Raw genomic sequence first — 21,812 nt, 5'->3', positions numbered from 1 at the left:
CAGCGACATTCTGACTTCCTAACTAAAAAACTATATTTGAAACATTGATGTTTAACCCGTCCCAACAAAAAAACCTCTGGAAATATACGCTGATAGCCTTCGCGATCGTGATCGTGAGCGGCTCGCTGCTTTATACCAATTATTTGGTGAAGAATATTGCCAAGTCAGAACGTACCCGCGCGCAGGTTTGGGCCATGAGTATGGAGCAGATAGTCGGCGCGGGGGATAACGATATCTCTTACCCTATAGCCGTACGCGACAGTGTGACCGTCCCGGCCATTGTAACTAACGAGAAAGGTGAGATAACGGCCACTAAAGGCCTCGACTCGGGCCGGACCTACATAGCCAGTGACCTTGTTGATAAAGATGCTCCAAAGTACGACCCTGATTATTTTAAGAACGAACTGGAGATCATGAAAGCCCAGCACGAACCCATTAGAATGGTGATCCCAAGGGCTAAGGGTTTAGGCTACGGATATTCAATAATTTATTATAAAGACTCGTTCCTACTTACGCAGTTAAAGTATTTCCCATATGTGCAGCTATCGGTCATTGCCATATTCCTGATGCTGGCTTATACAGTGTTCAGTTCTTCCCGACGGTCGGAGCAGAACCAGGTTTGGGTAGGTCTGGCTAAGGAGACCGCGCACCAGCTGGGCACGCCGATATCATCCCTGATGGCCTGGATAGAGCTGATCAAGGACAAGTACAACGCCGAGGATGACCAGTTACTGGCCGAAATGGGTAACGACGTTAAGCGGTTAGAGATAGTAGCCGACAGGTTCTCTAAGATAGGATCCAAACCCCAATTAGAGCCGCACAAGGTATTTGATGTGGTGAGCGACTTTGTTGATTATTTTAAAGTACGCGTTAGCAACAAGATCACTTTCAGCGTGCTTGGCAACAAAGAATTGATGGCCGGTTTAAATATCCCGCTATTCGACTGGGTGATAGAGAACTTGTTGAAGAATGCCGTGAATGCCATTGAAGGCCCGGGAAGCATTACGGTAGAGATATCGGGCAGTAAGGCTAAAAAACTGATCTATATTGATGTGATAGATACCGGTAAAGGTATCCCTAAATCTAAATTTACAACGGTGTTTCAACCAGGTTACACTACCCGTAAACGGGGCTGGGGTTTGGGCCTATCGCTAACCAAGCGTATGGTAGAAAACTATCACGACGGGCATATCTCGGTAAAAAGTTCAGAGCCGGGTAAAGGCACCACGTTCCGCATTGTATTAAAAAGTATCCTTAATGATAAGTAAACCATCCCCTAACGAGTATTCGCCCTTCGCGGCTGGCTACGTAGCTTTGGCTGCCGATCATGATGATGTATTGAAGTTACTGGCCGATCTGATGCAAAGCACTGCTGACCTTTTCTATGGTCTTCCTCCCAAAAAAGCCGACTACAAATACGCCCCCGATAAATGGACCATTAAAGAGGTGATCTGCCACCTGATAGATACCGAGCGTATATTTACCTACCGCGCCCTATGCATTGCCCGCGGCGAAAAACAAAATTTACCCGGATTTGAGCAAGATGATTACATGGCACATGTTAATGCCAACGATCGCGCAGTGGAAGATCTGATCGCAGAATTTAGCACAGTACGTTCATCGAGCTTGTATTTGCTACGATCTTTAACAACCATTCAAGCTGAGAATATAGGTAGCAGCAACGGCCACCCGACATCGGCCAGGGCTTTGGCATATATGATCGCCGGGCACGAGCTGCATCACTTGAATATTTTGAAAGAGCGCTATCTTTAAAAAGGAAAACGCCCGAGGTTGATCCCGGGCGCTTTCGTTCGTTAATATTCAAGCCTTATTCCTGATCCCAACGGAACCGGTTAAAGTTATACTCGTCCTTAGCCTCGTCCACTTTCGCAAAAACTGTAAACTCCGAAGGTAGCTTCTTGTCGCCAAGTTTGCTTGGAAGCCACTCGATAGGGAAACTCGGGGTAAATGCTACTTCTATGGGGCGTGTCTTTTTGTCCTTTATCTGATAAGCTACAGAATAGGTAGCCTTGCCGTTTACATCGATATGGGCGGTGATCTCGGCTACTAACCCTTCATTAGCTTTATCATAATACTCGGTAGCCACCTTATTTCCAATTAACGACACATAAAGTTCTACGGGGCAAAGAGGGATCGGGGCTGAAGCGGTTTTTGCCACCTCTTCGTCATCGCTTAACACTTTTACAGCAACATTGGATAACGACTTAGGGTCTAAAAATAGTACTTTCTTTTGATCGTAGCTATAACGCATAGCCAGGTTCTCTTTGCTGTCAAAAAAATACCATGTACCGCTACGGGCATTATTAGCATAACTACCCCGCAGCCATAATCCTTTATTGCTCAAGTTCTTTAAAGAATACAAACCCTCTTTAGTTTTCCCGTCCGGTGCTACATTATATGATAGTTGAACGGTCTTAGTGATCTCGGCTGTTTTTTCCAGCTCTTGTGCAGATGCCGACAGACCCGTCGCCAGCATAGCAATTGCAAGTATTTGTTTTTTCATAACCCCACTAATTGATCTTTAATAGTTTAAAATTACTAATTATCTGATACTAAAAGAATAGTTGTAAAAATTTATTTAAAAAGCAAAGCCCCCAAAACCTGAGTCAGGGGGGCTGAAAATATCATTGGGCAGAGGGCTTATTCCTGTAAGGAAGGTTTATCCAGAACTTCTTTCTTTTCGATACGGTAAGATATGATCAAACCCGAGCCACCAAATATGGCTATCAAAGCAAAGTAGATAGCTGCCGGATCGCTGTCAAAATTGTTCGGCAGGGCAATATCTATAAAGTAGGCAATGAACAATCCCAAGCCGGCACCTACCATCAGCAAACCCCATTTTAAGTTTTGATAAGGCTGTGGTGCTGCTTTGTATGCGCGGGGATCCATGCCGCGTTCTATCATGGCCATTTTTTCGCGTTTGTGCAGGTAAACTATTGCAAAGATCAAGGCAAAAAATCCAAGTGAGATAATGATGCCGGCTAATACGCCTAAGTTTTCGGTTTCCATTTTTTCTATAGTTTAAAATTCGTCAATGTTATTTGGTCGTTTTCTGTAAGCTATGACCACATGCTTTTTGATCAGGTTACACCATATCTAAAAAATTTATTCACACGGCCTACCCGATAAAACTAAAGGAATAGTTGTTTATGTGTTTTATACCTCTACATTTGTAGAAATTCTACAAATGTAGAGGTATAAAATTTAACAAACTCAACCATTTCCTGTCATGAAAAAGACCTCAACTGTCGCCAAGCGACCACCGGGCTATGTGTCCGCCCAACCCAAATTTTTAGTATCTGTAGCTGCGGATCATCGACTACGCATCTGCCTGGTGTATTTCGTCGCGATGTTGCTATCGATCGGCCTAACAAATGCACAGCCGACCATGCCCAAGAATTTTTTATTAGGACGTTATGACCCCGCACGAGATACCTCATTCTGCAAAGTGGACCACATTTATACCGAACGTGCCGTTTATCTCAAAAAAAAGGTTTACACGGCCTACAAAAGAATGTACGCCGCCGCGCTGAAAGATGGCATTAAACTAAACATCATATCAGGGACCCGTACCTTCAACGATCAGTGCTATAAATGGGGCAGCAAATGGACAGCCGACCAATTTGCCCACCTGACGGATAAAGCGGCACGGTCTGAGCAATTGCTAAGATGGTGGTCTATGCCCGGGACATCGCGGCATCATTGGGGCTCAGAGATGGATCTGGTGAACCTGAAACTGGCCTTTTTCAAGACCGCTGAAGGTAAAAGGGTTTACAATTGGTTGGTGACCAATGCGCCTAACTTTGGTTTCCAGCAACCATTCAACGCCGGACGTACAACCGGTTACCAGGAAGAGAAATGGCATTGGAGCTACGTACCATTGGCCAAAATCTACCTTGCCGAATACGTTAAGCAGATCAGCTACCGCGACATTAACGGCTTCAGCGGATGCGAGGCCGCCCAAAAGCTGGATGTGATCAATAACCGCGTGTTGGCCGTGAATGGTGCTTGCAGATGATCCTTTGCTGATTACCGCTACCTGCTGCGCGCCATCTCGGCCCGTGCCCGGCTCAAAAACTCGGGACTCACACCAATGTAGGCTGCGATCTGCTTTTGCGGCAGATGGTTGATGAGTGTTGGGTAGCGGTCGCAAAAGATCTTATAACGTTCTTCGCCGGTAAGGCTTAGGCGGTCGATCAGGCGTTGTTGGTTGGCTACTAAAGACTTTTCGGCCAGGATGCGGAAGAACCGCTCGAACTTGGGGATATCGGCATATAGCTTATCCTGGTTAATTTTAGATAGCAGCAGCATCTCGGTCTCTTCCAAAGCCTCGATATTGAGCACGCCGGGTTGCTGACTGATCAGACTGTACATGTCCGCCATCCACCAATCGGCCGGGGCAAAGCTCAGCACGTGTTCGGTGCCGTTCTTATCAATGCTGTATCCACGTAAACAACCCGACAGAACAAAGGCCGAGTACTTGCACACCTCGCCCTGGCGCAGCAGAAATTCTTTCTTGCGCATGGTCTTGGGATGTAGGTAGGAAACAAACTGCTCCTTTTCAGGCTCGGTCAGTTGGATAAGTTTGCAGACGTTATTCAGGATCAGTTCGAAAAACATAGGGCGATGTTGAGGGCACTAATTTTAGATAGCACCAATTTTATCGAATTAGGACGAGTTTTACGAATAGGGCCTGCACTAATTTTTCCAATTCCAGCGAATTCCACGAATTTCCATTACCCAAATCGTGAAATTCGTATTAATTGTTGGTGCAGCGCAAAGCATTCGTGCAAAAGATCATTATACTTGCCGCCATGCAACATCCCTATAAAGCATTTATATTCGACCTGAATGGCACTATGGTGAACGATATGGAATTTCACCAACGCGCGTGGACTGATATCCTGAACAACGAACTTGGCGGAAATTTTAGTGACGCCGAGATCAAACAGAACATGTACGGTAAAAATCCCGAAGTGCTGGTAAGGATGTTCGGCAAAGGCAAATTTACCGATGAGGAGATGGAGGCCTTGTCGATGAAAAAGGAGAAGGCCTACCAGGATGTTTATCTGCCGCATCTTAGATTGGTGCCTGGCTTACAGGAATTTTTAGATAAAGCCTACGCTGCCAATATCCCTATGGCTATCGGCTCGGCCGCTATCCCTTTCAATATCAATTTTGTGCTGGATAACCTTAATATCCGCAAATACTTCAAAGCTATCGTCAGTGCTAACGAGGTAGAGGTAAGCAAGCCTCACCCCGAAACCTTTTTAAAAGCGGCCGAGCAAATGATGGTGAGCCCGGCCGACTGCCTGGTATTTGAAGATGTCCCCAAAGGTGCCGAGACCGCAAAGAACGCCGGGATGCCCTGCGTGATCCTAACCACCACCCATCACCCCGAAGAATTTGCAGGTATGGATAATGTGATCCACCTATCGCCCGATCTTACCGGAGAGTTTTTTGATGAGCTGATCAAGTAGATCTTGCTGGCCTTTGAGTTTTAGAACCGATGGATCTATCAACTCAAGGACAACAAGATCTATATAAGTGACCGTTAAAACGCTACCGAAAAATGCACCATTAGCCTATCCCCTGCAATTGCCCGGTTATTGGCTAAATGTTGCGAGGCGATGTTTTGATAGTTGGCCCCGGCCGAAAACCGCCCGAAGTTAGCTTCTATCCCACCTACCAACGAAAGCGCATAACCACCCGAAACATCTACCGTGTACTTGCCGCTCTCAACGTCATTTTGCGAGGTCTCATACAACAAGCCCGCGTTTGGGCCGATGGATAGCTTGTTGAAGAATCGCCACTTGTAGTAGAGCAGACCGTTAAGTGTAAGCTTGTTGCCGTAGCGGTAAGCGTACTTATTCTCGGTGTTAATCTTGTAGTTGGCATTCAGGTTAAGGCCAAGATCCATCAGGCGGATGTCGTAGGCGGCATTAAGTGTAAAGTCGGTACTGGATGTGCCCAACTGAAAGTTATTGGGCGACTCGCTTACTTGTAACCTTTCGTTTGGTTCGTACTTGCCTGTTGGCGCTTTAACGCCTGCACCTACCCAAAGCGACTGTACCAGCAACTTTTCGCCAACGGTGCTACGGTGGTTAAAGGCGTTGTAATATCCCATTAGGGCGATATCGCCGAGGCCATCTTTATAACCGTTGCCGGTTTGCGCTTTGCGATCGTTAAAGTTATAGGGAATGAAAGCCAGCACGCGGAATTTATTGCCGATATTCCAGCCGCCCCAAAGCTCAATGCTTTGGTAGGTTTCGTCGGCTGTATTAGGTGTTCGCTCGCCCAGCGGACCAAGGTGCGTCATCAGTGTTTTATGCTGATAGCGCAGGCCGACGAAGCGCTTATTATACTCGGGCAGGATACCGAGGTAATAGCTACCCACGCCGCAGCCGCAGATATCGCAAGCGATTGCCGGGAGGCAGCTAAGAGTTATTAAAATCAGTAGAAAATATTTTTTCATCATAACTAATTATTGTTCGGACAGATCCTGACGGGTGATCAATTCAGTGTCGTCCAGTGTTTTCAAAAATGCGGTCAGTTTGGCGCGGTCGTCGGTACTTAAACTGATGCCCCGCTTTCCATTCTGCTGTAGCAACGGGTCGAGGTTTGGTGTTGCCTGCACCTCTGAGTTGTAGTGCTCGAATACACCATTCAGCGTCAAAAATCGGCCATCATGCATATAGGGCGCGGTGTAACTTAGGTTACGCAAGCTTGGTGCTTTAAATTTATACTTGTCGGTCGCGATCAGCGTGGCCGTGTACAGTCCCTGATCATCGATGTTGCTTGGTGCAAGCCCGTTGTTATGGAAGCCGTTGTCGGTAAACAAAGGCTCGCTGTGGCAGCTTGCACATTTGGTTTTAAATAGCGCATAACCCGCAGCTTCGTCGGCTGTGAAAGTTGCACCGGCCTCTTTACGCATCACCTTATCGTATTTGGCATTGGCGCTCACGCACATCAACATGAATTGCGATAACGCTTTCATAAAGCGTGCGGTCGTGATCTCTTCGGTCCCGAAGGCTGTCTTGAACATGGTCGGGTATTTAGGCACGGTACGCAGCTTGGCCATTACGTTCTCTAACGTTTCGTCCATCTCCTCGTGCGCGGTGATGGGGACGATGGGTTGCAGATCCAGATCGAATACGCCGCCGCCCCACATAAAAGCCTTGTTCCAGGCCAGGTTCATGATCGGGGGAGAATTACGCGTACCCAGCCTGTCGTCAATACCATGACTCACCTCGTGCCCGTGCTGGGTAAACGCCGATGACTGGATATGACAGGACCCGCAGGATACCGTATTATTGCGCGAAAGCCGGGCCTCATAAAACAAGGCCCGCCCCAGCTTAAAGCCTCCCTCGGTGACCTTGTTGTTCGCGAACTTATAGACCGGCTCCGGGAAATGGGCCGGCTTTTGAAAGCCGAGGAAGCCGCTGACCGCCTCCTTGATCTGCGTTTCCTTTTTACAGGCTAACAGAAACAAAGTAAATGTGGCCAGCACCATCCAAAATATGTTCTTCTTCATCGGCCTTTAGTTTTCGGTATGGTCGTGTTTGAACAACTCTTTTAGATTGGCCGATATCTTGGTACTGAACTCGCTGAACATCACGTTGGGGTGCGCCGCGATGCTGAACGAGTTACTGCCGTTGAATACCTTCATCAGATCTACCAGCAAATGCACATTGGCCTGGCGGTCCTTGCGTACCTTGGCAATGCCGCCCGCGGTCAGGTCTATCGTAACGGTGTGGATGTTATTGATAGTTGGTGCGCTGTAGCCGCCAAAACCGCCTATGTGGTATTTGAATTGCTTTTTGCCCGTTGGGTCGCCGTTAACGTCATTGCTGATGACATCCGAGTTACCCTCTAACTTAAAGAAGATATAGCCCGAGTTCCAGCCCCAGTACATACCGTCGTCCATGGTTCCTGATGGGTCTAAAGCGCCGGTACGTTTACTGATATCCATGGTGCTGCGCAAGCTATCGACACCGATCGTAAAAGTGACTTTAGCATAGTCTCCCTCAGGTACTTTTACTTTGGCAAAGCGGGTAGCTTTATCCTGCCCTTTGATGAGGAAATAGCTGCTATCCTGGTTAACGGTGTAGACATTGCCCGATGTGCTGGTTACTTTAATATTGCTGATAAAGTATTGCAGTTTAGATATCGAGAATTTCTCGCCCGCCGTGTTGGTGTACAGACTGCCGGTGTTATTGAACGTTAAGGTGCGGTCGCCAACAATATTGTCGAACTCTACCGATAGCGATGCCAGGTTAGCCGGGTTATACACGGGCGTTGGGTCGTTCTTTTTAGTGCAGGCGGTGATAGCGATAGTGATCGCCGATATGATGATGAAATTCAAAGTCTTTTTCATGGTTGTTTAAATAGGTCGCCAAGAGCAATGTCGGAGCCGTCAGGACAAAAAGCCCATAGCTCCGCACAGCCGCGCGACCGGTAAAAAAATTAAAACGCGTCATTCCCAAAGACCACATCAAAGTGCATCCGGGTCACGACCAAATAAAAATGTTGGTTAATGGATATAGTATTCCAGGGGCGATAGTCGCCCTGGAATAAAAAGCAGGAAGCCTTAGGCTATTTTAGGCGGCTGAAAGATGGTACCGGCACGTTGCAGCAAAGTAGGCGCGGCAAGCGTTGGGTAAGTTTTACGCAGGATAGGCGCTTTAAAGGCGGTAGCCCATAAGGTGATCACGGGCAGGCCTTCCTGGTACTGGTTCTTGCGGTCTTCGCGCTCCTGTTTCTTCTCCTTTTCGTCGGCCTGTTTTAGCTTGTTCATAAAGTAACAGCGGCCATTACAGTTCATCCAGGAGCGGTCTTTGTTGATACAAAGCTCTTTGGCTATGTAATCGCGATTGAGCTCGAAACCCGCATAGGTAAAGAAACGCGAACAGTTTGAACTGAGCAGCGCCACCAGTAGCATTATCGAGATGAAACGGTTGAACATTGGCGCAAAGGTAGGGACTACCAATGTAAAAACCGATGTTTTTTTGTTTAAAGACACTAAGGGATCCTTACATTTTTAGCCCATCCGTGACACGCACCGGATATTTTAGCGATAATATCTTCTCTGTCTCTCTATTAACGAACAAAAGCCTTCAACGTCAACGCTGAAGGCTTTTTAAGCTCCCAAAGAAGTATCGAAGGCTATTTCAACACATGATGCGCCAGTACTTTCTGCACATCGTACACGTTAACCGATTTATTAAATTGCTTGGTGATACTTGGCGTAGGCTCGCTCGATACCCAGATCTTCAGTTCGGCATCCAGGTCAAATGTTCCGGCGGTCTCCACGCTAAACCTGGTGATGCTTTTGTAAGTGATGGTTTTGTACTCGGTCTTGCTGCCGGTCAGGCCTTGCACATCTACCAGGATCATGCGCCTGTTTGTGAAAATAAAAGTATCGCGGATCAGTTTAAAGCCCAGCTCTATCTGCTCGCCATCGATCAATAGCTGACCATATTTTTTCAATAATTCGTCCTGGCTAACCGCTCCCGCGTTACCCATTAATCCAGAGAAAAGTCCCATGTTGTATGTGTGTTTTAGTTTGTTGCTTATTGTGTCGGGCTTTAGCCCGATGATCAGACGGTGGGTGTTTTAAATTGTTACAGGTTTTGGCACACTCAAATTTATAAGATCGGATCTGATTTTGATAGTCTATATTTAACTGCCGGACATTTATTGTCAATAAATGTAGCGATCGGCACCACATCAACGTCCACCTAAAGATGAAACAAGACCTATTAGCAAGCACTCACGGCTTACAGTTGGCATCAACAGATGACGCCTACAAAATATTGGAAAGCGGTCTGCCCGGTGTAATATTTACCCGTGCCGATATTGCCGACGAGTTCTTTAACCTGAAGAACGGCATCCTGGGCGAGGTATTCCAAAAGCTGATCAACTATCGCTTCCCCATAGTCGTGGTGCTACCCGCCGATCACGGTTTTGGCGACCGTATTACCGAACTGGCCCGCGAGCATAGCCGGCATAACGGCATCCGCTTTTGCACCACATTGGCCGATGCGGAGCAGTGGATAGAGCGGCAGGTTGATGACCTTTAAGCAAAAAAGCGACAGACCCATCAGGGGCCTGCCGCCTAACAAAACAATAGCGTAGCTACTATTTGTAACTATAAACGAACACAGCATGCTGTGGCATGCCCGCCGTATTGAACTGGAATTTCTTTTTGCCGTCGGTGCCGAAGCAGTAGGCAAAGCCATTATTGCCATCGTACCAGTTGCCATCGGCTACGTAAACGTCGCCGTTCTGCGGGTTCACGGTGATGCCGTTGTTGGTCAGTACCGAAGTGCCGTCGGCAATAAATTCGCTGCCAAGGGCATCGGTTTTCAGGTTAAGAGTTTTAAATGATCCGCCCCAATCTAACGAAAGGTAGGCCGTGTTGCCTGATAATGCCATTGGGCCTACGTTGTACGGATAGGTTTTTACTACATCATCTGAAAGGCTGTTGATCTTGGTCAGCGCCGGCTGGATGGTCGCGTAATCCCCAGCCGAACTTACTAACAGGGAGCCGTTACTGGTAGCAGCGATCTTGACCGGGTTAAAGGTTACCGGGATATCATACATTTTGCTGAACAAGTTCAGATCTACCACCGATACGGTATTGTTGTTGGTGCTGGGGTGCAAAGGGTGGCTTGAGTTTGCCACGTAAAGTTTGCTGCCCACAACAGCCAAACCTTCAAGCGCGCCGCCCACGTTAAGCCTGGCTTCAATTTTAAGCGATGTAGTGTCTATACGGGTCACTTTACCATCGTAGCTTGATACATAAGCTTTGTTTTTGTAGAAACCAACATAACGCGGCATGTAAGGGCCGTTGGCATCAAAGAAAGGGATACGTTTCAGCGACTTTCCCGTAGTTACATCTATCACCTCTAAAAACGACTTGCTTTTACCTTGTATGCCCGATACCACGCAATACATTTTGCTGCCGTAACGTTTCAGATCGCTGGCGGTTTCGCCCAAACCGTGTCCGTTTACCTGGCGGAAGCAATCCTTAATGGTTTGGCCGGTCTTTATATCATAATAACTGATAGCGCTGTTATCGGCATCCATGGTGCCCTCGCAAAGCATGTACACGCCAACGGTCTCTTTTGGCTGCAGGGCGTTCGGGGCACCCGCGAAAGGCATCTTCATCGATTCGCCCGAATCGAACAGGAAGATGATCTCGTCGCCAACGTGCAAAATACTGGTGATCTTTGGTGCCGCGCTGCCATTGTCGCCTTTGGCTTTATTGCCCGTGTCCACACCGTTGATGAACCAGTTACCGTTAGTACCGATCGTGATCTGCGGACTTGTACCCTGGGCTTTGTTACCGGTATCGGTACCGTTAACAAACCAGTTACCGTTAGCGCCGACGGTGATCTGCGGGGTTGTGCCGTTATTCCCGTTAGTACCATTAGTGCCGTTCTTAACGGTCAGCTCGCGACCGTCGGATAGTTTGATGATGTAGCCATCGGTGGTGTTGGTCACCGCGTTTACCGATACCTTGGCGTTCAGCGCGTCCAGCAGGGCCTTGTAATTCTTCAGGTCCTCCTGCTGTTGTTTCATGCGCGAATCCAGGTCGGCATATTGATCTTTCAGCTGGTTAATGTCGCCTTTTTGGCACGATGTGACCGCTACAGAGGCGGCAAATAATAGAGAGAGTAAATGTGATCTTTTCATATATCTGTGTGTGTTATTTAGCTTTTAAGATCCTGATGTCGGCCGCACCGCCTATCTCGGTCGATATTTCGCCCTGGAAACGGGAGCGCGGGTTATTGGTCACCGGCTCGTAAGGGTTGCCGTTGCTGTTTTGCCCGGTGTAAACCTTTACAAAGTCGATGTATTGCAGTTTAACAGGCACGTCCGCTGCATTCACCGCCCACGATAGGTCGAATGAGTTGTAAGCGCCCGTCGCGCTGGTCATTAATAGTTTGTAGTCTTCGGAGCCGTTGTCAGCGTAACCCCATTCAAAAGGCTTGTTGGTGATGATGGAGCCGTCGGTCAGGGTATTATTCAGCAAGGTCCCGGTCAGCGTAAGGGAATCCTGGTTGGCTATCCAAAGCGGATAGTAGTCTTTACGGTGGAAGTTGTTCCTTAACACCGCGCCTGTTTTGCCCTGATTATCCTTCCAGCGGATGTCGTCGGTCAGGTTTTTGGGGTTGTAATAGGTGACCTTGTAGTTCTTGATGGTCTCGGGCTTGTTGTATTCGCTGCCGGCCAGTTCCAGCCAGGGGCCATCATCGGGGATGCCGTTGTTATTCAGGTCCTGCATCACGGTCACAATAGCTGGCTCCGATAATTCGCTGTTGTTGCCAGTTAACGGGTTGCCGTAAATGGCCAGATCGGCACCTTCTATATTCTCTATCGAGTGGTCGAAGCTGAAGGTAACGCTGCCGCCATAGCCACCTAATGATAGCAAGGCCGCGCGGGCCGTACCAATCAATTTTAGGGCGTTCTCCATACTGCCGGTCGGCTCGTTAATGAACTGGCCCGGGGCGGGCAAATAATCGTGGATCTTGCTGATGTAAGCCTTGCTGGTATCGGTAGCTAAACGTGGCTTATAAACCACCACAGGCAGGGTAGGCGTTGGTTCGTCTGCCACGCTATCTTTCTTACAGGAATCGAGCAGTAAGCTGCCCAGGGCGACCGCCGAGAGAGCAAGGACTTGGAATTTATTTTTCATAGTGTTAGTTATATGCGTTTTAAAATGATGCAGAGTTAATAAACAAAGGCAAAGTGCGCCGGGATATCGCCCGTGGTGACCGAGTATTTGCGCTTGCCCGATGGATCGAAGCAATGCAGCGTACCGGGCGACACGTAATCCTTGGCGTCGGTCACAAAAACATCTTTGGTGTAGGGGTTAACGGCTATGCCGTAGGGTATCATGATCTTTTTATCAGTGCCGTCGGTAATAAAGGGTTTGTTCAGCAACACCTCGGCCTTCACGTTCAGCGTGCCGTAGGTTATGGTGTTGCCGCCGCTATGATAGCTGAACTCGGTGCTGTAGTAGTAGGCGATATCGTCGTCGATGGTCAGGTTACTCACGCCGATGTTGAAGGTCTTTTTTACCTTTTCGGTCTTGGTGTCTATAACGAATAGTTTGGACGGGATATCATAGTAATCCCCGCGCGAGGTGACATACAGGTCGCCATATTTATCGGCCTTTAAGCGGTGCAGATTAATGGCCACGTCAATATTGCCGGTCACCTTAAAACTCGCCAGATCGATCACCGATACCGTCCGCTCGTAATTGGGCGGACTATAGCCGCCCGAATTGGCCACATACAATTTGTTATTCACAATAGCCATTTCCTCGGGCTGGCGCCCAACATCTACACGGGTTTCCTCTTTCAGCGTAGCAGTGTCTATCCGTGCAACGATACCGTTGGGCGCGCCCGGGTCGCCGACCTGGCCTAAGTAGGCGCTCACATAAGCCTTACTATTGTTGAACGTGATGTAACGGCAATTGATAATATTGATCTGGGCTATGCGCTTGCAGGTCTTTACATCCAGCACCTCCACTTTGTTAGACACATTCACTACCACGTACAGCTTAGATCCGTACACGGCAATGTCGTTACCCACATCGCCCAGGCCGCGCACCACATCGGGATTGATCTCGCCGTAGATGTTTTTGCGATAAGTGCCCTTGCGGAAGTCGAGATAGTCCAGCGATGCCTTGTTCATGTTCATGTTGCCCTCGTTCACCAAGTAAAAACCTTTGACCACGCTGTTGGGGTCAGGTGTGAGCTGAAAGGTCTCAGATGGTATTGGTTTGGTTTCCTTACGGCAGGATGATGACAGCAACAGGCCAAGGAAAAGTATCAGGTAAAGTCTTGTCGTCATAGCTTTAATAAGTGTAGGATAATGTTAAACGATAGGAGCGTCCCGGCATGGGAAAACTGGTGACGACCTCGTACTGCTGATCGAACAGGTTATTCACCTCGGCACTTACGCGGTAATTACCCCCGTGCTGTTTATGGTTATAATGCAGGGCCAGATCGCTGGTGTACCAGGGCTGTTTATAATTGGCGGGGATATTGGCACTTTGATCGTAGCGCTCGCCGGTGTAGATGTAGCTGTAGTTCATACCCCAATTGCCACGGTCGGCACCCAGGATCAGCGTGCCGCTATGTAGAGGGATATACGGGATCTGGTCGCCATAATTCAGGTCGACGCTGGTGACGTTGATGGCTTTTTGGTAAGTGTAGGTAGCCCCGGTATTGAGCGATACGCTACCGATGTGCCAGCCCATTTGCAGGTTAACGTCCATGCCACGTATCTCCACCCGACCCAAATTTTGCATGCTCCAGCGGAACAGGCTTGCATTGGGCACGGCTACGATCTTGTCCTTAACGGTATTGTTATAAGCATCGGCCTGTAAACTGATCTGATCCAACCAGTTGCCATTGATGAGCTTGATATAAGTAAAACCCAGATCGTATTGGTTGGTGTATTCGGGTCTGAGGAATGTATTGCCGATGAGTGTGTAATACAGATCGTTAAAGGTCGGCATCCGGAAAATGCGCTTGTAGAACCCCCGGATATGCAGGTCGCTGGTTTGTAGCGGCTGCCACGATGCCATGAAGGTTGGCGTGTACTCCCGTTTATCCCCGGCCGATGAATATTCCTTTACACGGTCGTTCACCAGCGTAGCTAACAGGTTAGCCTGGATATCAAAGCGGCGGAGCTTTAAACTGGTAGCTAATGCGACGAGTGAAGTATTCCGGGTTGGATAAGGGAAACGGTACAGGTTGGCATCAAGCGTGTTCCTCAGATAGTCGGCAGATAGGGCAACATCCCAAACCCGGGTGATATGGTAACGGGTGGCTATGCTGAAGTATAGTTCGTGCTGTTTGTAAATGTTGTTGGTCAGGCCATCCACGCGCACCAATTCAGGATCCAGATAGCGTGAATAGTCGTTGCTGTATTTGGCGGTGGCGATCAGGTTGTACCGCCCAACTTCTTTGGTGTAGTTGGACTGGACGAACATCCGCCTATCCCATAGCCGTTGTGGAAAAGCGTAGCGGTTAGCCACAATAGCCCCCGGTAAGCCCTGGTTGTCGCGATAGTAGTAAACCTTGGCATTCCAGGCGCTGCTGTCCTTCAGCTTGCCGAACAGGCCGCCCTCTAAGCGCATGGCTTCGATATCTCCGTTCTCGCGCACGAAAGTGCTGTCATCATAACGGAACTTATACCTGCCGTCGGAGTCTTTGTATTCGGCGCTCAGGTTGCTGTAAATATTATCGCTGATCTTATGCTGCCACAACCCGGATGGGTTAATGAGGTTGAAGGAGCCACCCCGCACCGCCGCCCTGAAATGGTCGGCCTGCCCATCCTCGAACACCGGCGTTTTAGACTTAAGGTACAACGAACTCCCTGCCGCGAAGCTTTTGGCCGGTTGCAGGATGGTGCTTTTTTGTCCGTTGTATAGCTCGATCTCCTCAATGTTATCCAGCGAGAATTTACCCAGATCTACTTGCCCGTTCTGCGCGTTCCCTATTTGCGCGCCGTCATAAAACACAGCCGTATGGTTAGTTCCCATGCTGCGCACGTTAATGGTCTTTAAGCCGCCTACGCCGCCGTAGTCTTTCAATTGCACGCCCGAAAAGAACCGAACGGCATCGGCTACCGAAAGGCTGTTCATTCTTTGCAGGCGCTCGCCGGATAGCAGCTGCAAAGGCGTGGGCGAGGTCTGCTCGCGTTTTACTTTCAGTTGGCGTATCTGTACTTCGTTTAGGTGGTTGGTCTTTGCGGTATCTCTGGACTTTTTATCTTGCGCGTAGGTGGCATCTGCAAAAAGCAAGCGCAGGGCAATGGCTAAAGCCACACAAGTGTACTTGCGTAGTGATGAAGTAGAAATGGGGGATGATGTGGTCCGCTCCGTTGTCATGTCTTTTAGCCAGCCTGTTGTTAAGGCTTAAGCGTACCGGAGAGGTAAGACAGACTGAATTATATACCCGGCCGGGGCCAAAACGACCATAGCCAAAGCCAACAGGCATGCGTGCCCACTGCTATAAGACGACCTGACGTACTGCTCTATTACGCGAAAGCATAGTCAATACCATAACGGCAGGTCTCCTGGCTATCCCTCAGACCATCGCCTTCCCACCCGTTGGTTAACGGACAGTGACGTTGTTGATGATCTGTTGCCTTAATGCAGGCGGGGTGTACAGTTGCGCGACAGCTCGTGGTTTACACACGATTCCCTATTAATTTACAGCTAAGTAAAACCGTTATCGCTCGGTCCTTTTTCAAGGACGTGCGGCAAAGGTAAGTAATTGGATGATGGTTTTGAAATGTGGGGAGAGTTTCAAGGACTGCGATGACTCATAACAAGAAAGAGCCGTTGGACTTGACCCCAACAGCTCTTTGGAATATTTGGATGTTAAAGGGAGCGTAACGCCCCTTTATTAAATTTAAGCTTGAACGATCTTTTGCTCTACATGACGTAAGGCATTAACCACACCATCACGCTGTTCAGTTAGAAGTTTCATGTGATCAGCATGGTCAGCGTGATCCGCGATCAACTCATCATACTTTTCTATAGCGGCGCGTTCACCGGTAGTAACAGCATTAAGAATTGCTTTATCATCGTTACCGGAAAACACTTGCTTAACATTCAACCAGGCACGATGCAGCCCCCCAAGTACACCGTCATTATTATTTTCCGGATCGCCGCCGTGTAGGGCAATGTGTTCCTTCAATTCTGAAGCATAAACAATACGCTCTCCCGAAATTTGGGACAGGAAGGCTTTTAACTCCTGGGTTTCTGTTGCCTCCGATGCAGATAAGTAACCCTCTTTACCGTCGTTAACCAGTACCAGCAATTCTTGCAGGTCGCTGATAACCTCTTCTTTAGTTTTCAATGATGATGATCTGATGCTTTCCATGTGAGATTTATTAAAGCATTAGCAATAAGTCAGCCATGATCAAAAACTAAGCTTTCAAAAGTGGACCTCCAACTCGAAAAAGACTTTTTTTTATTTACTACGCTTCAAAAATGTAGAGCAAATTAATTAAAGTGAATTTTATTTCACATTGCGAAAATAGCTGATAATAAAGCGGCGAGATGATAACATTAAAGTGTACCTTGCCCCTTCCAAGTAAGCAGCACAATAACGCTGTTACATTGCTCCTGATCTTCGGCTCAGCCAACTACCCCACTCCTTTATTGAACCGTATTAAATGACAATGATCAGGCAATTACCCAGAGCCAATTTTTCCTATGAAAAATTGCGAACATTTCTTATTGAGCATCTCAACGTGGTTTACTGCGTAAAATCGCACCTTGTTGAACGGCTGCCCGAGATAGCCGAACATGCGCATTTCGCCGACCTCCGCCATGCCATTATCGAGACCATGGAGGACGTTCAAAGGCAAATAATACGAATGGACGAGATATTTGAGGTGTTAGGAACTAAGCACGCTACCGATAAATGCATCGAAAATTATCAAATGGTAGAAACTGCTTTTAGTGCTATCCACTCCCAAAGTGAGGATTACGGAATGAGGGACCTTTCTATCCTGTTCTATTTGCAAAACATCGAGAGTATAGAGATGGCATCGTTCAATGTGCTACTTATCGCTGCCAAACGATACAAGAACAAACAGATCATTCAGCTTTTAAGAGAAAATTCTGATGAAGCAAGGGCCGACATGGCTCTGTTTATTTTGCTAACGGCAAAATATTTGGGTTAACTGAAGTTTGCGCTCTCCATTTGTCGGATCATTTGCCGCACGGAATTAGTTTTATCAAAAATCACTCAAAGGGTGGCATTAATTGGTGCAATACCCCCGAAAATATTCGGTAAGCTTCAGGGCCGCTAAGATTCACTTTGCTCATTATACGCAGCTTTACAACCTCTCCGTCGTTAAAACGTTGCGCATTGCAGGTAAGGTCATATTCTTCCCTAAACCCGGTCTTGCCGGTAAGAATAGCCGCGATGTGTGTACGGCAGGGCTCGGCCACTTGTTGTATCGCTTGTTCACAGGTCATCAGCTCATCCCGTTCCCAGCCCATGATCGTAGCAAAGCTATCGTTATAGCTAAATTCCCCACTATGCTCCACCACAGACCAGATACCGATGTTTGCGGCATTAACCGCAAGCTGAAGCATGGTCTTGGATCCTTCTAATTGTTTTCGGGCGGTCACATGGTCGGTAATATCTACCGCCACAATAAAAATACTATCGGTTACCCCAGCCACATGCTGGATGGGTTGGTAGATCATGTCATAATACCTGGGTACCAGTTGTCCTTCAAAGTTTAAAAATGCTTCTAACTCCGCGTTAACGTAGGGTATGCCCGTTTCTCTAACCTCATCAAGGATTTTTATAAAGGGCTGACCTTCAAGCTCGGGCAAAGCCTCCGCTAACGGCAGTCCTATTACCCGGGCGGTCTTTCCCCAATAGTTGATGATCTTTTGGTTGGCGGTCTCCACCACATGCTCAGGGCCTTTCAATACCGCAATAGCGATGGGGGTGTTATCGATCAGTTTGCGCTGTTTGGCTTCGCTTTCAAATAGCTTTTGGGTACGCTCAAAAACCCGTTGTTCAAGAGTGTTGTTCAACTCGGCTAACTGATCATTTGCCGCGGCCAATTTTACGTTGCTGGTAGCGAGGTCTTCGGCCAGGGTCAGTTCGCGCATAATGGCCTGCTCGATGGCGTCTTTATGAACGATCTGGTCTGTGACATTGCGCACCTGCAAAAGCAGGTACTTCACACCTTCTGCATAGATAACCGGAACGATCTTAACATCCCACCAACTCAATTCTCTTATTTTCAATTTCCCCGAGAGTATATTATATTGCAGGGGAGGCATCTGCACCTGCTTTTGCGTAACTATAGCCTCGTGAAAAGCCTCTAACAAAAGTGTCGGGCCGGATCCGCCGGCTTGTGCCGGATCAAAAGCTTCCCAAAATGCAATGCCTTTTACTGGTCTATCCTGCAAATGTGTCGCAATGGTATAAGCGTTGTTGTAAGTAATTATCGTTAATTCTACGGTATCTGCATTTAGTAAAACCATTGGTATAGCGGTGTCTAAAAGCGCCATCAATAAAGGGTCTTCAAACAGCCTGGTATCTGCTGCAGACGGATTTGCAAGATCATGTGTATTTTGGTCTCTCGTAAAGGCAACCCAACTTTTATATCCGCAATATATAGCCAAAGCATCTAAGGTATAACCCGATGGACTAAAACGGCTCATCGCAAAACCAAAAACTTTTTTAACGGTAGCTTCACTGATCGCCATTCCGGTCTTTTCGGATATTGCGCGGGATATCGCTGAGCAATTTCGTGCTGTCGCCATGGCTAACCCAGCCACCAACAATGTCAGTGACTTAAGCGTTTCGAGGTGACGCGGATCTATCGGAAACATTTTTACGTGAGTTAAAGGTAAAGTTGCTAACGAGGGGGCCGTCAGGGATATAATACACAATTAGCGCAATATGTTTTAAAAACGCAACGTAATGCAAACAAATAAGTTATATAGCAGTTTAACAACCGGTCGGTTAATGTTTTCGAAAAAAATAGCTTCATAGTACAATGTTTTTTCGTTAATTTTAATGGACATATTCATACGTTAAAATGATCGCCGCTTTGGTTGATACAAATTATGAGAATATCGGCACAGAAGGAAATTTACATCCGGCTACTCGACCGCATATATTGCATTGCAGCACATCTGGCAGAGCGCCTGGACGAACTAAAGGACGCGCTGGATTTTGAACAACTGCAGGAAGAGATATCAGCAACGATCCGGTCATTAGAGACGCATTTGCAAAACCTTGATCTGTTATACAAAGCACATGGCGTGGTAGCTTCGTTCAAAGATCACGGCCCGCTGATCGCTTTTATGGAAGACATGTTCTCTAAGCTGCCATACAAAGACGACGGGACCCAATACAATTACCTGCTCGATTACCTATCAATAGCCAATGCCCTAATGGCCGAAAGCGCCGAGCAAGCCGGAGTGGTTACAGATCCTGATGAAGTTGCTCTGCCTGACGTTCAACTTTATGAAGCATCCACATTAAGATCGCTCACGCGCGCATTATTGCAAGCAGGGCAGGTGGCCTAAAGTATATCCCAAAGACTTATAAAAAAATGTCGCGGCCGCATTTAAAAATACGGCCGCGACAAGCATATCAGTTACAAAGCAAAAACCTGTACGAAACTGCCTTTATCATATGTGTATGGCGATGTATAGATCACTTTCTTTACTGCATCATACGCGATAAACAAAGGACGAGGGACCGGGGTAGATAATTTCGGTCCGGTCAGTTCGTATCCCCCGAACAGTCGTCCGTATTCTCCACTGCCAGCAATAATTTCGGTCGTATTGTTTCCGGTGATCTTGCGAATACGGTTACCGCTGTAGTCACCCACATAAATATCCCCTTCTGGTGTTCGTACGAAAGATTTGAACTCGCCTATCGTGGTTGACGGAACCGGGGCCACGCTGCTGGTGGGTATGGTAGTAGTTTGCACAGTAAATAGCGTGGTGGCATTCTTATTACCATCGTATTTAACAATAGACTGGCTATTCTCTGTAGCGGATACCTGGCCTTTAGTAAGTACGTACAAATTTCCCGCGGCGTCTATTTGAATATCCGAAATGTATGGGGCTGCCGGATAAGTGCGCCCATCCAAGTAACGTTTGGTAAGGTCGATGCCGCTGTTCTCTACCTTAAATACCGAGAAAGTATCTGTATAGAACACATCGCCTTTGCTATCAACAACGAAGGGACGGGTCATGGTGATGCTGCTTTGGCTTGGTGCAACTTCTGTCCCGATCATTTCTGACGTAAAGTCGGCCTTGATCCTAAAGAATGTAGTGAAACTTTTAGAGCCTACATAGCGGTTCCAAGCCACACAGGCATTACCGTTAAGATCTTTACCTATGCCAACAATGTTGCCGGCGTGATTGGCAAAATCGGCTTTAGTAAAGGTCTTTTTTACCACACCGTCAGGCCCCGCTACCGAGAAAGTGCCAATGTTATATACCGCGTAAAAGTTAGACCGCGCATCTACCACAAAACGTTCGATACCGTTACTGCTTTGCGGAGCGAATAGGCTGATGTTGCTACCTTGACTTACCGGCGTGATAGTGATCTGCAATAAGTTAGTGGCCGATAGTTTAGACACCACGCTAACATTACCTGTAACAGCGGCGGCGGGCACTTCTACCACTAATTGAGTAGCCGTAGCCGAGACAACAATACCTTCGGCACCTGCTGCACCGCCTGTGTTAAAGCTTACTTTATTTTCGGTAAGTACAGTACTAAAATTTGTGCCCGTAATAGTAATTCGATCGCCGGGTTTGGCCGTGGCCGGGCTAAGCGATGTTAATGTTGGATATACGCCATAGGTAAAGTTAACAATGCTTATCGCATCCTTTCCATTTACCTTTACAGCTATGGTGCCACTTGTTCCGCCGGTTGGGGCCGTTACAACCAGCTGAGTAGTTGTGGCCGACTTTATTACAGCTTCGGTGCCGTTAAATTTGACGATGTTCTCTTTTAACACGGTACTAAAGTTGGTCCCGGTTATGGTCACTTCCGTACCTGCAAGGCCGCTATTTGGCGTCGCTAAAAGGACCGTTGGGCCGGGAATGGTCTTGACCACCTCGGGGATGATGACTTCGGTATCACTTTTTCTACAGCTTGTGTTGGTGAGAAATAAGCTTGCCAACAAAAGATATGCGGCACGATTTAAATTTTTAGATAATGATATCATATCGAACGTTTTTTGGTGTGTGCCCAAAATTA

The 21,812-nt window shown here is 47.6% G+C and carries 22 protein-coding genes and 1 riboswitch; of the genes, 7 read left to right on the top strand and 15 right to left on the bottom strand.

Features of this window, described 5'->3' with window-relative positions; genetic code table 11:
* The first annotated feature begins 47 nt into the window (after positions 1-47).
* Positions 48-1,268 carry a sensor histidine kinase gene (locus IRJ16_RS05790; RefSeq protein ID WP_194110578.1) on the top strand — a complete coding sequence of 407 codons (1,221 nt, stop codon included), beginning with the start codon at positions 48-50 and terminating at the stop codon, positions 1,266-1,268.
* A complete protein-coding gene (locus tag IRJ16_RS05785) occupies positions 1,258-1,773 on the top strand; it encodes a DinB family protein (RefSeq protein ID WP_194110577.1) in 516 nt (171 codons plus the stop codon). Before IRJ16_RS05790 ends, IRJ16_RS05785 begins: the two co-directional genes overlap by 11 nt.
* A gap of 55 nt (positions 1,774-1,828) precedes the next feature.
* Here the strand turns inward: IRJ16_RS05785 and IRJ16_RS05780 are convergent, their stop codons facing one another.
* Together IRJ16_RS05780 and IRJ16_RS05775 are read right to left on the bottom strand one after the other, a co-directional pair.
* Positions 1,829-2,524 (bottom strand): hypothetical protein, encoded by a 696-nt coding sequence (locus IRJ16_RS05780; protein ID WP_194110576.1) that lies wholly within the window; start codon positions 2,522-2,524, stop codon positions 1,829-1,831.
* Between the two features lie 137 nt (positions 2,525-2,661).
* Complete coding sequence (locus IRJ16_RS05775; protein WP_228079892.1) at positions 2,662-3,030, bottom strand: DUF6249 domain-containing protein; 369 nt, start codon at positions 3,028-3,030, stop codon at positions 2,662-2,664.
* A gap of 220 nt (positions 3,031-3,250) precedes the next feature.
* Between IRJ16_RS05775 and IRJ16_RS05770 the strand changes: the two genes are divergently transcribed.
* Positions 3,251-4,039 carry a M15 family metallopeptidase gene (locus tag IRJ16_RS05770; RefSeq protein WP_194110575.1) on the top strand — a complete coding sequence of 263 codons (789 nt, stop codon included), beginning with the start codon at positions 3,251-3,253 and terminating at the stop codon, positions 4,037-4,039.
* A 17-nt stretch (positions 4,040-4,056) separates the two neighbouring features.
* Here the strand turns inward: IRJ16_RS05770 and IRJ16_RS05765 are convergent, their stop codons facing one another.
* Positions 4,057-4,641, bottom strand: a complete 585-nt coding sequence (locus tag IRJ16_RS05765) for a Crp/Fnr family transcriptional regulator (protein WP_194110574.1) — start codon at positions 4,639-4,641, stop codon at positions 4,057-4,059.
* Between the two features lie 194 nt (positions 4,642-4,835).
* Here IRJ16_RS05765 and IRJ16_RS05760 point away from each other — a divergent pair, with 194 nt between their 5' ends.
* Positions 4,836-5,501 carry an HAD family hydrolase gene (locus IRJ16_RS05760; protein ID WP_194110573.1) on the top strand — a complete coding sequence of 222 codons (666 nt, stop codon included), beginning with the start codon at positions 4,836-4,838 and terminating at the stop codon, positions 5,499-5,501.
* Between the two features lie 74 nt (positions 5,502-5,575).
* Here the strand turns inward: IRJ16_RS05760 and IRJ16_RS05755 are convergent, their stop codons facing one another.
* The 5 genes from IRJ16_RS05755 to IRJ16_RS05735 form a co-directional block, all read right to left on the bottom strand.
* Complete coding sequence (locus tag IRJ16_RS05755) at positions 5,576-6,496, bottom strand: transporter family protein (protein WP_194110572.1); 921 nt, start codon at positions 6,494-6,496, stop codon at positions 5,576-5,578.
* A 9-nt stretch (positions 6,497-6,505) separates the two neighbouring features.
* Positions 6,506-7,555, bottom strand: coding sequence for a cytochrome-c peroxidase (locus tag IRJ16_RS05750; RefSeq protein WP_194110571.1), 1,050 nt, complete (start codon positions 7,553-7,555; stop codon positions 6,506-6,508).
* A gap of 6 nt (positions 7,556-7,561) precedes the next feature.
* Positions 7,562-8,398: an MbnP family protein gene (locus IRJ16_RS05745; protein ID WP_194110570.1), complete on the bottom strand. Its 837-nt coding sequence runs from the start codon at positions 8,396-8,398 to the stop codon at positions 7,562-7,564.
* 213 nt (positions 8,399-8,611) lie between these two features.
* Positions 8,612-8,986 (bottom strand): hypothetical protein, encoded by a 375-nt coding sequence (locus IRJ16_RS05740; protein ID WP_194110569.1) that lies wholly within the window; start codon positions 8,984-8,986, stop codon positions 8,612-8,614.
* Positions 8,987-9,186: 200 nt separating this feature from the next.
* Positions 9,187-9,567 (bottom strand): PH domain-containing protein, encoded by a 381-nt coding sequence (locus IRJ16_RS05735; protein WP_194110568.1) that lies wholly within the window; start codon positions 9,565-9,567, stop codon positions 9,187-9,189.
* A 200-nt stretch (positions 9,568-9,767) separates the two neighbouring features.
* Between IRJ16_RS05735 and IRJ16_RS05730 the strand changes: the two genes are divergently transcribed.
* Entirely contained in the window at positions 9,768-10,103 is a 336-nt protein-coding gene (locus tag IRJ16_RS05730) for a DUF4180 domain-containing protein (protein WP_194110567.1), read from the top strand.
* Between the two features lie 58 nt (positions 10,104-10,161).
* Here IRJ16_RS05730 and IRJ16_RS05725 read toward each other — a convergent pair whose 3' ends face one another.
* From IRJ16_RS05725 to IRJ16_RS05705, 5 genes are all read right to left on the bottom strand, one after another.
* Positions 10,162-11,721, bottom strand: coding sequence for a PL29 family lyase N-terminal domain-containing protein (locus IRJ16_RS05725; protein ID WP_194110566.1), 1,560 nt, complete (start codon positions 11,719-11,721; stop codon positions 10,162-10,164).
* Positions 11,722-11,734: 13 nt separating this feature from the next.
* Positions 11,735-12,724, bottom strand: coding sequence for a PKD domain-containing protein (locus IRJ16_RS05720; protein ID WP_194110565.1), 990 nt, complete (start codon positions 12,722-12,724; stop codon positions 11,735-11,737).
* 35 nt (positions 12,725-12,759) lie between these two features.
* Positions 12,760-13,887, bottom strand: a complete 1,128-nt coding sequence (locus IRJ16_RS05715; RefSeq protein WP_194110564.1) for a YncE family protein — start codon at positions 13,885-13,887, stop codon at positions 12,760-12,762.
* A 4-nt stretch (positions 13,888-13,891) separates the two neighbouring features.
* A complete protein-coding gene (locus tag IRJ16_RS05710; RefSeq protein ID WP_194110563.1) occupies positions 13,892-15,934 on the bottom strand; it encodes a TonB-dependent receptor in 2,043 nt (680 codons plus the stop codon).
* Between the two features lie 161 nt (positions 15,935-16,095).
* Positions 16,096-16,294: riboswitch (cobalamin riboswitch) on the bottom strand.
* 166 nt (positions 16,295-16,460) lie between these two features.
* Positions 16,461-16,934, bottom strand: coding sequence for a ferritin-like domain-containing protein (locus IRJ16_RS05705; protein ID WP_228079890.1), 474 nt, complete (start codon positions 16,932-16,934; stop codon positions 16,461-16,463).
* Positions 16,935-17,277: 343 nt separating this feature from the next.
* Between IRJ16_RS05705 and IRJ16_RS05700 the strand changes: the two genes are divergently transcribed.
* Positions 17,278-17,742 (top strand): DUF892 family protein, encoded by a 465-nt coding sequence (locus tag IRJ16_RS05700; protein ID WP_228079888.1) that lies wholly within the window; start codon positions 17,278-17,280, stop codon positions 17,740-17,742.
* Positions 17,743-17,803: 61 nt separating this feature from the next.
* Here the strand turns inward: IRJ16_RS05700 and IRJ16_RS05695 are convergent, their stop codons facing one another.
* On the bottom strand, positions 17,804-19,420 hold the full coding sequence (locus IRJ16_RS05695) for a PAS domain-containing protein (protein ID WP_194110561.1): 1,617 nt from the start codon (positions 19,418-19,420) through the stop codon (positions 17,804-17,806).
* 237 nt (positions 19,421-19,657) lie between these two features.
* Between IRJ16_RS05695 and IRJ16_RS05690 the strand changes: the two genes are divergently transcribed.
* On the top strand, positions 19,658-20,122 hold the full coding sequence (locus IRJ16_RS05690; RefSeq protein ID WP_194110560.1) for a hypothetical protein: 465 nt from the start codon (positions 19,658-19,660) through the stop codon (positions 20,120-20,122).
* A 71-nt stretch (positions 20,123-20,193) separates the two neighbouring features.
* Here the strand turns inward: IRJ16_RS05690 and IRJ16_RS05685 are convergent, their stop codons facing one another.
* Complete coding sequence (locus tag IRJ16_RS05685) at positions 20,194-21,735, bottom strand: IPT/TIG domain-containing protein (protein ID WP_228079886.1); 1,542 nt, start codon at positions 21,733-21,735, stop codon at positions 20,194-20,196.
* Positions 21,736-21,812 lie beyond the last annotated feature (77 nt).

This window comes from Mucilaginibacter myungsuensis (assembly GCF_015222005.1).
In the GTDB taxonomy this organism is placed as follows: Bacteria; Bacteroidota; Bacteroidia; order Sphingobacteriales; family Sphingobacteriaceae; genus Mucilaginibacter; species Mucilaginibacter myungsuensis.
The sequence above is the reverse complement of the archived record's forward strand: the minus strand, read 5'-3'. Positions and strand labels throughout refer to the sequence as shown.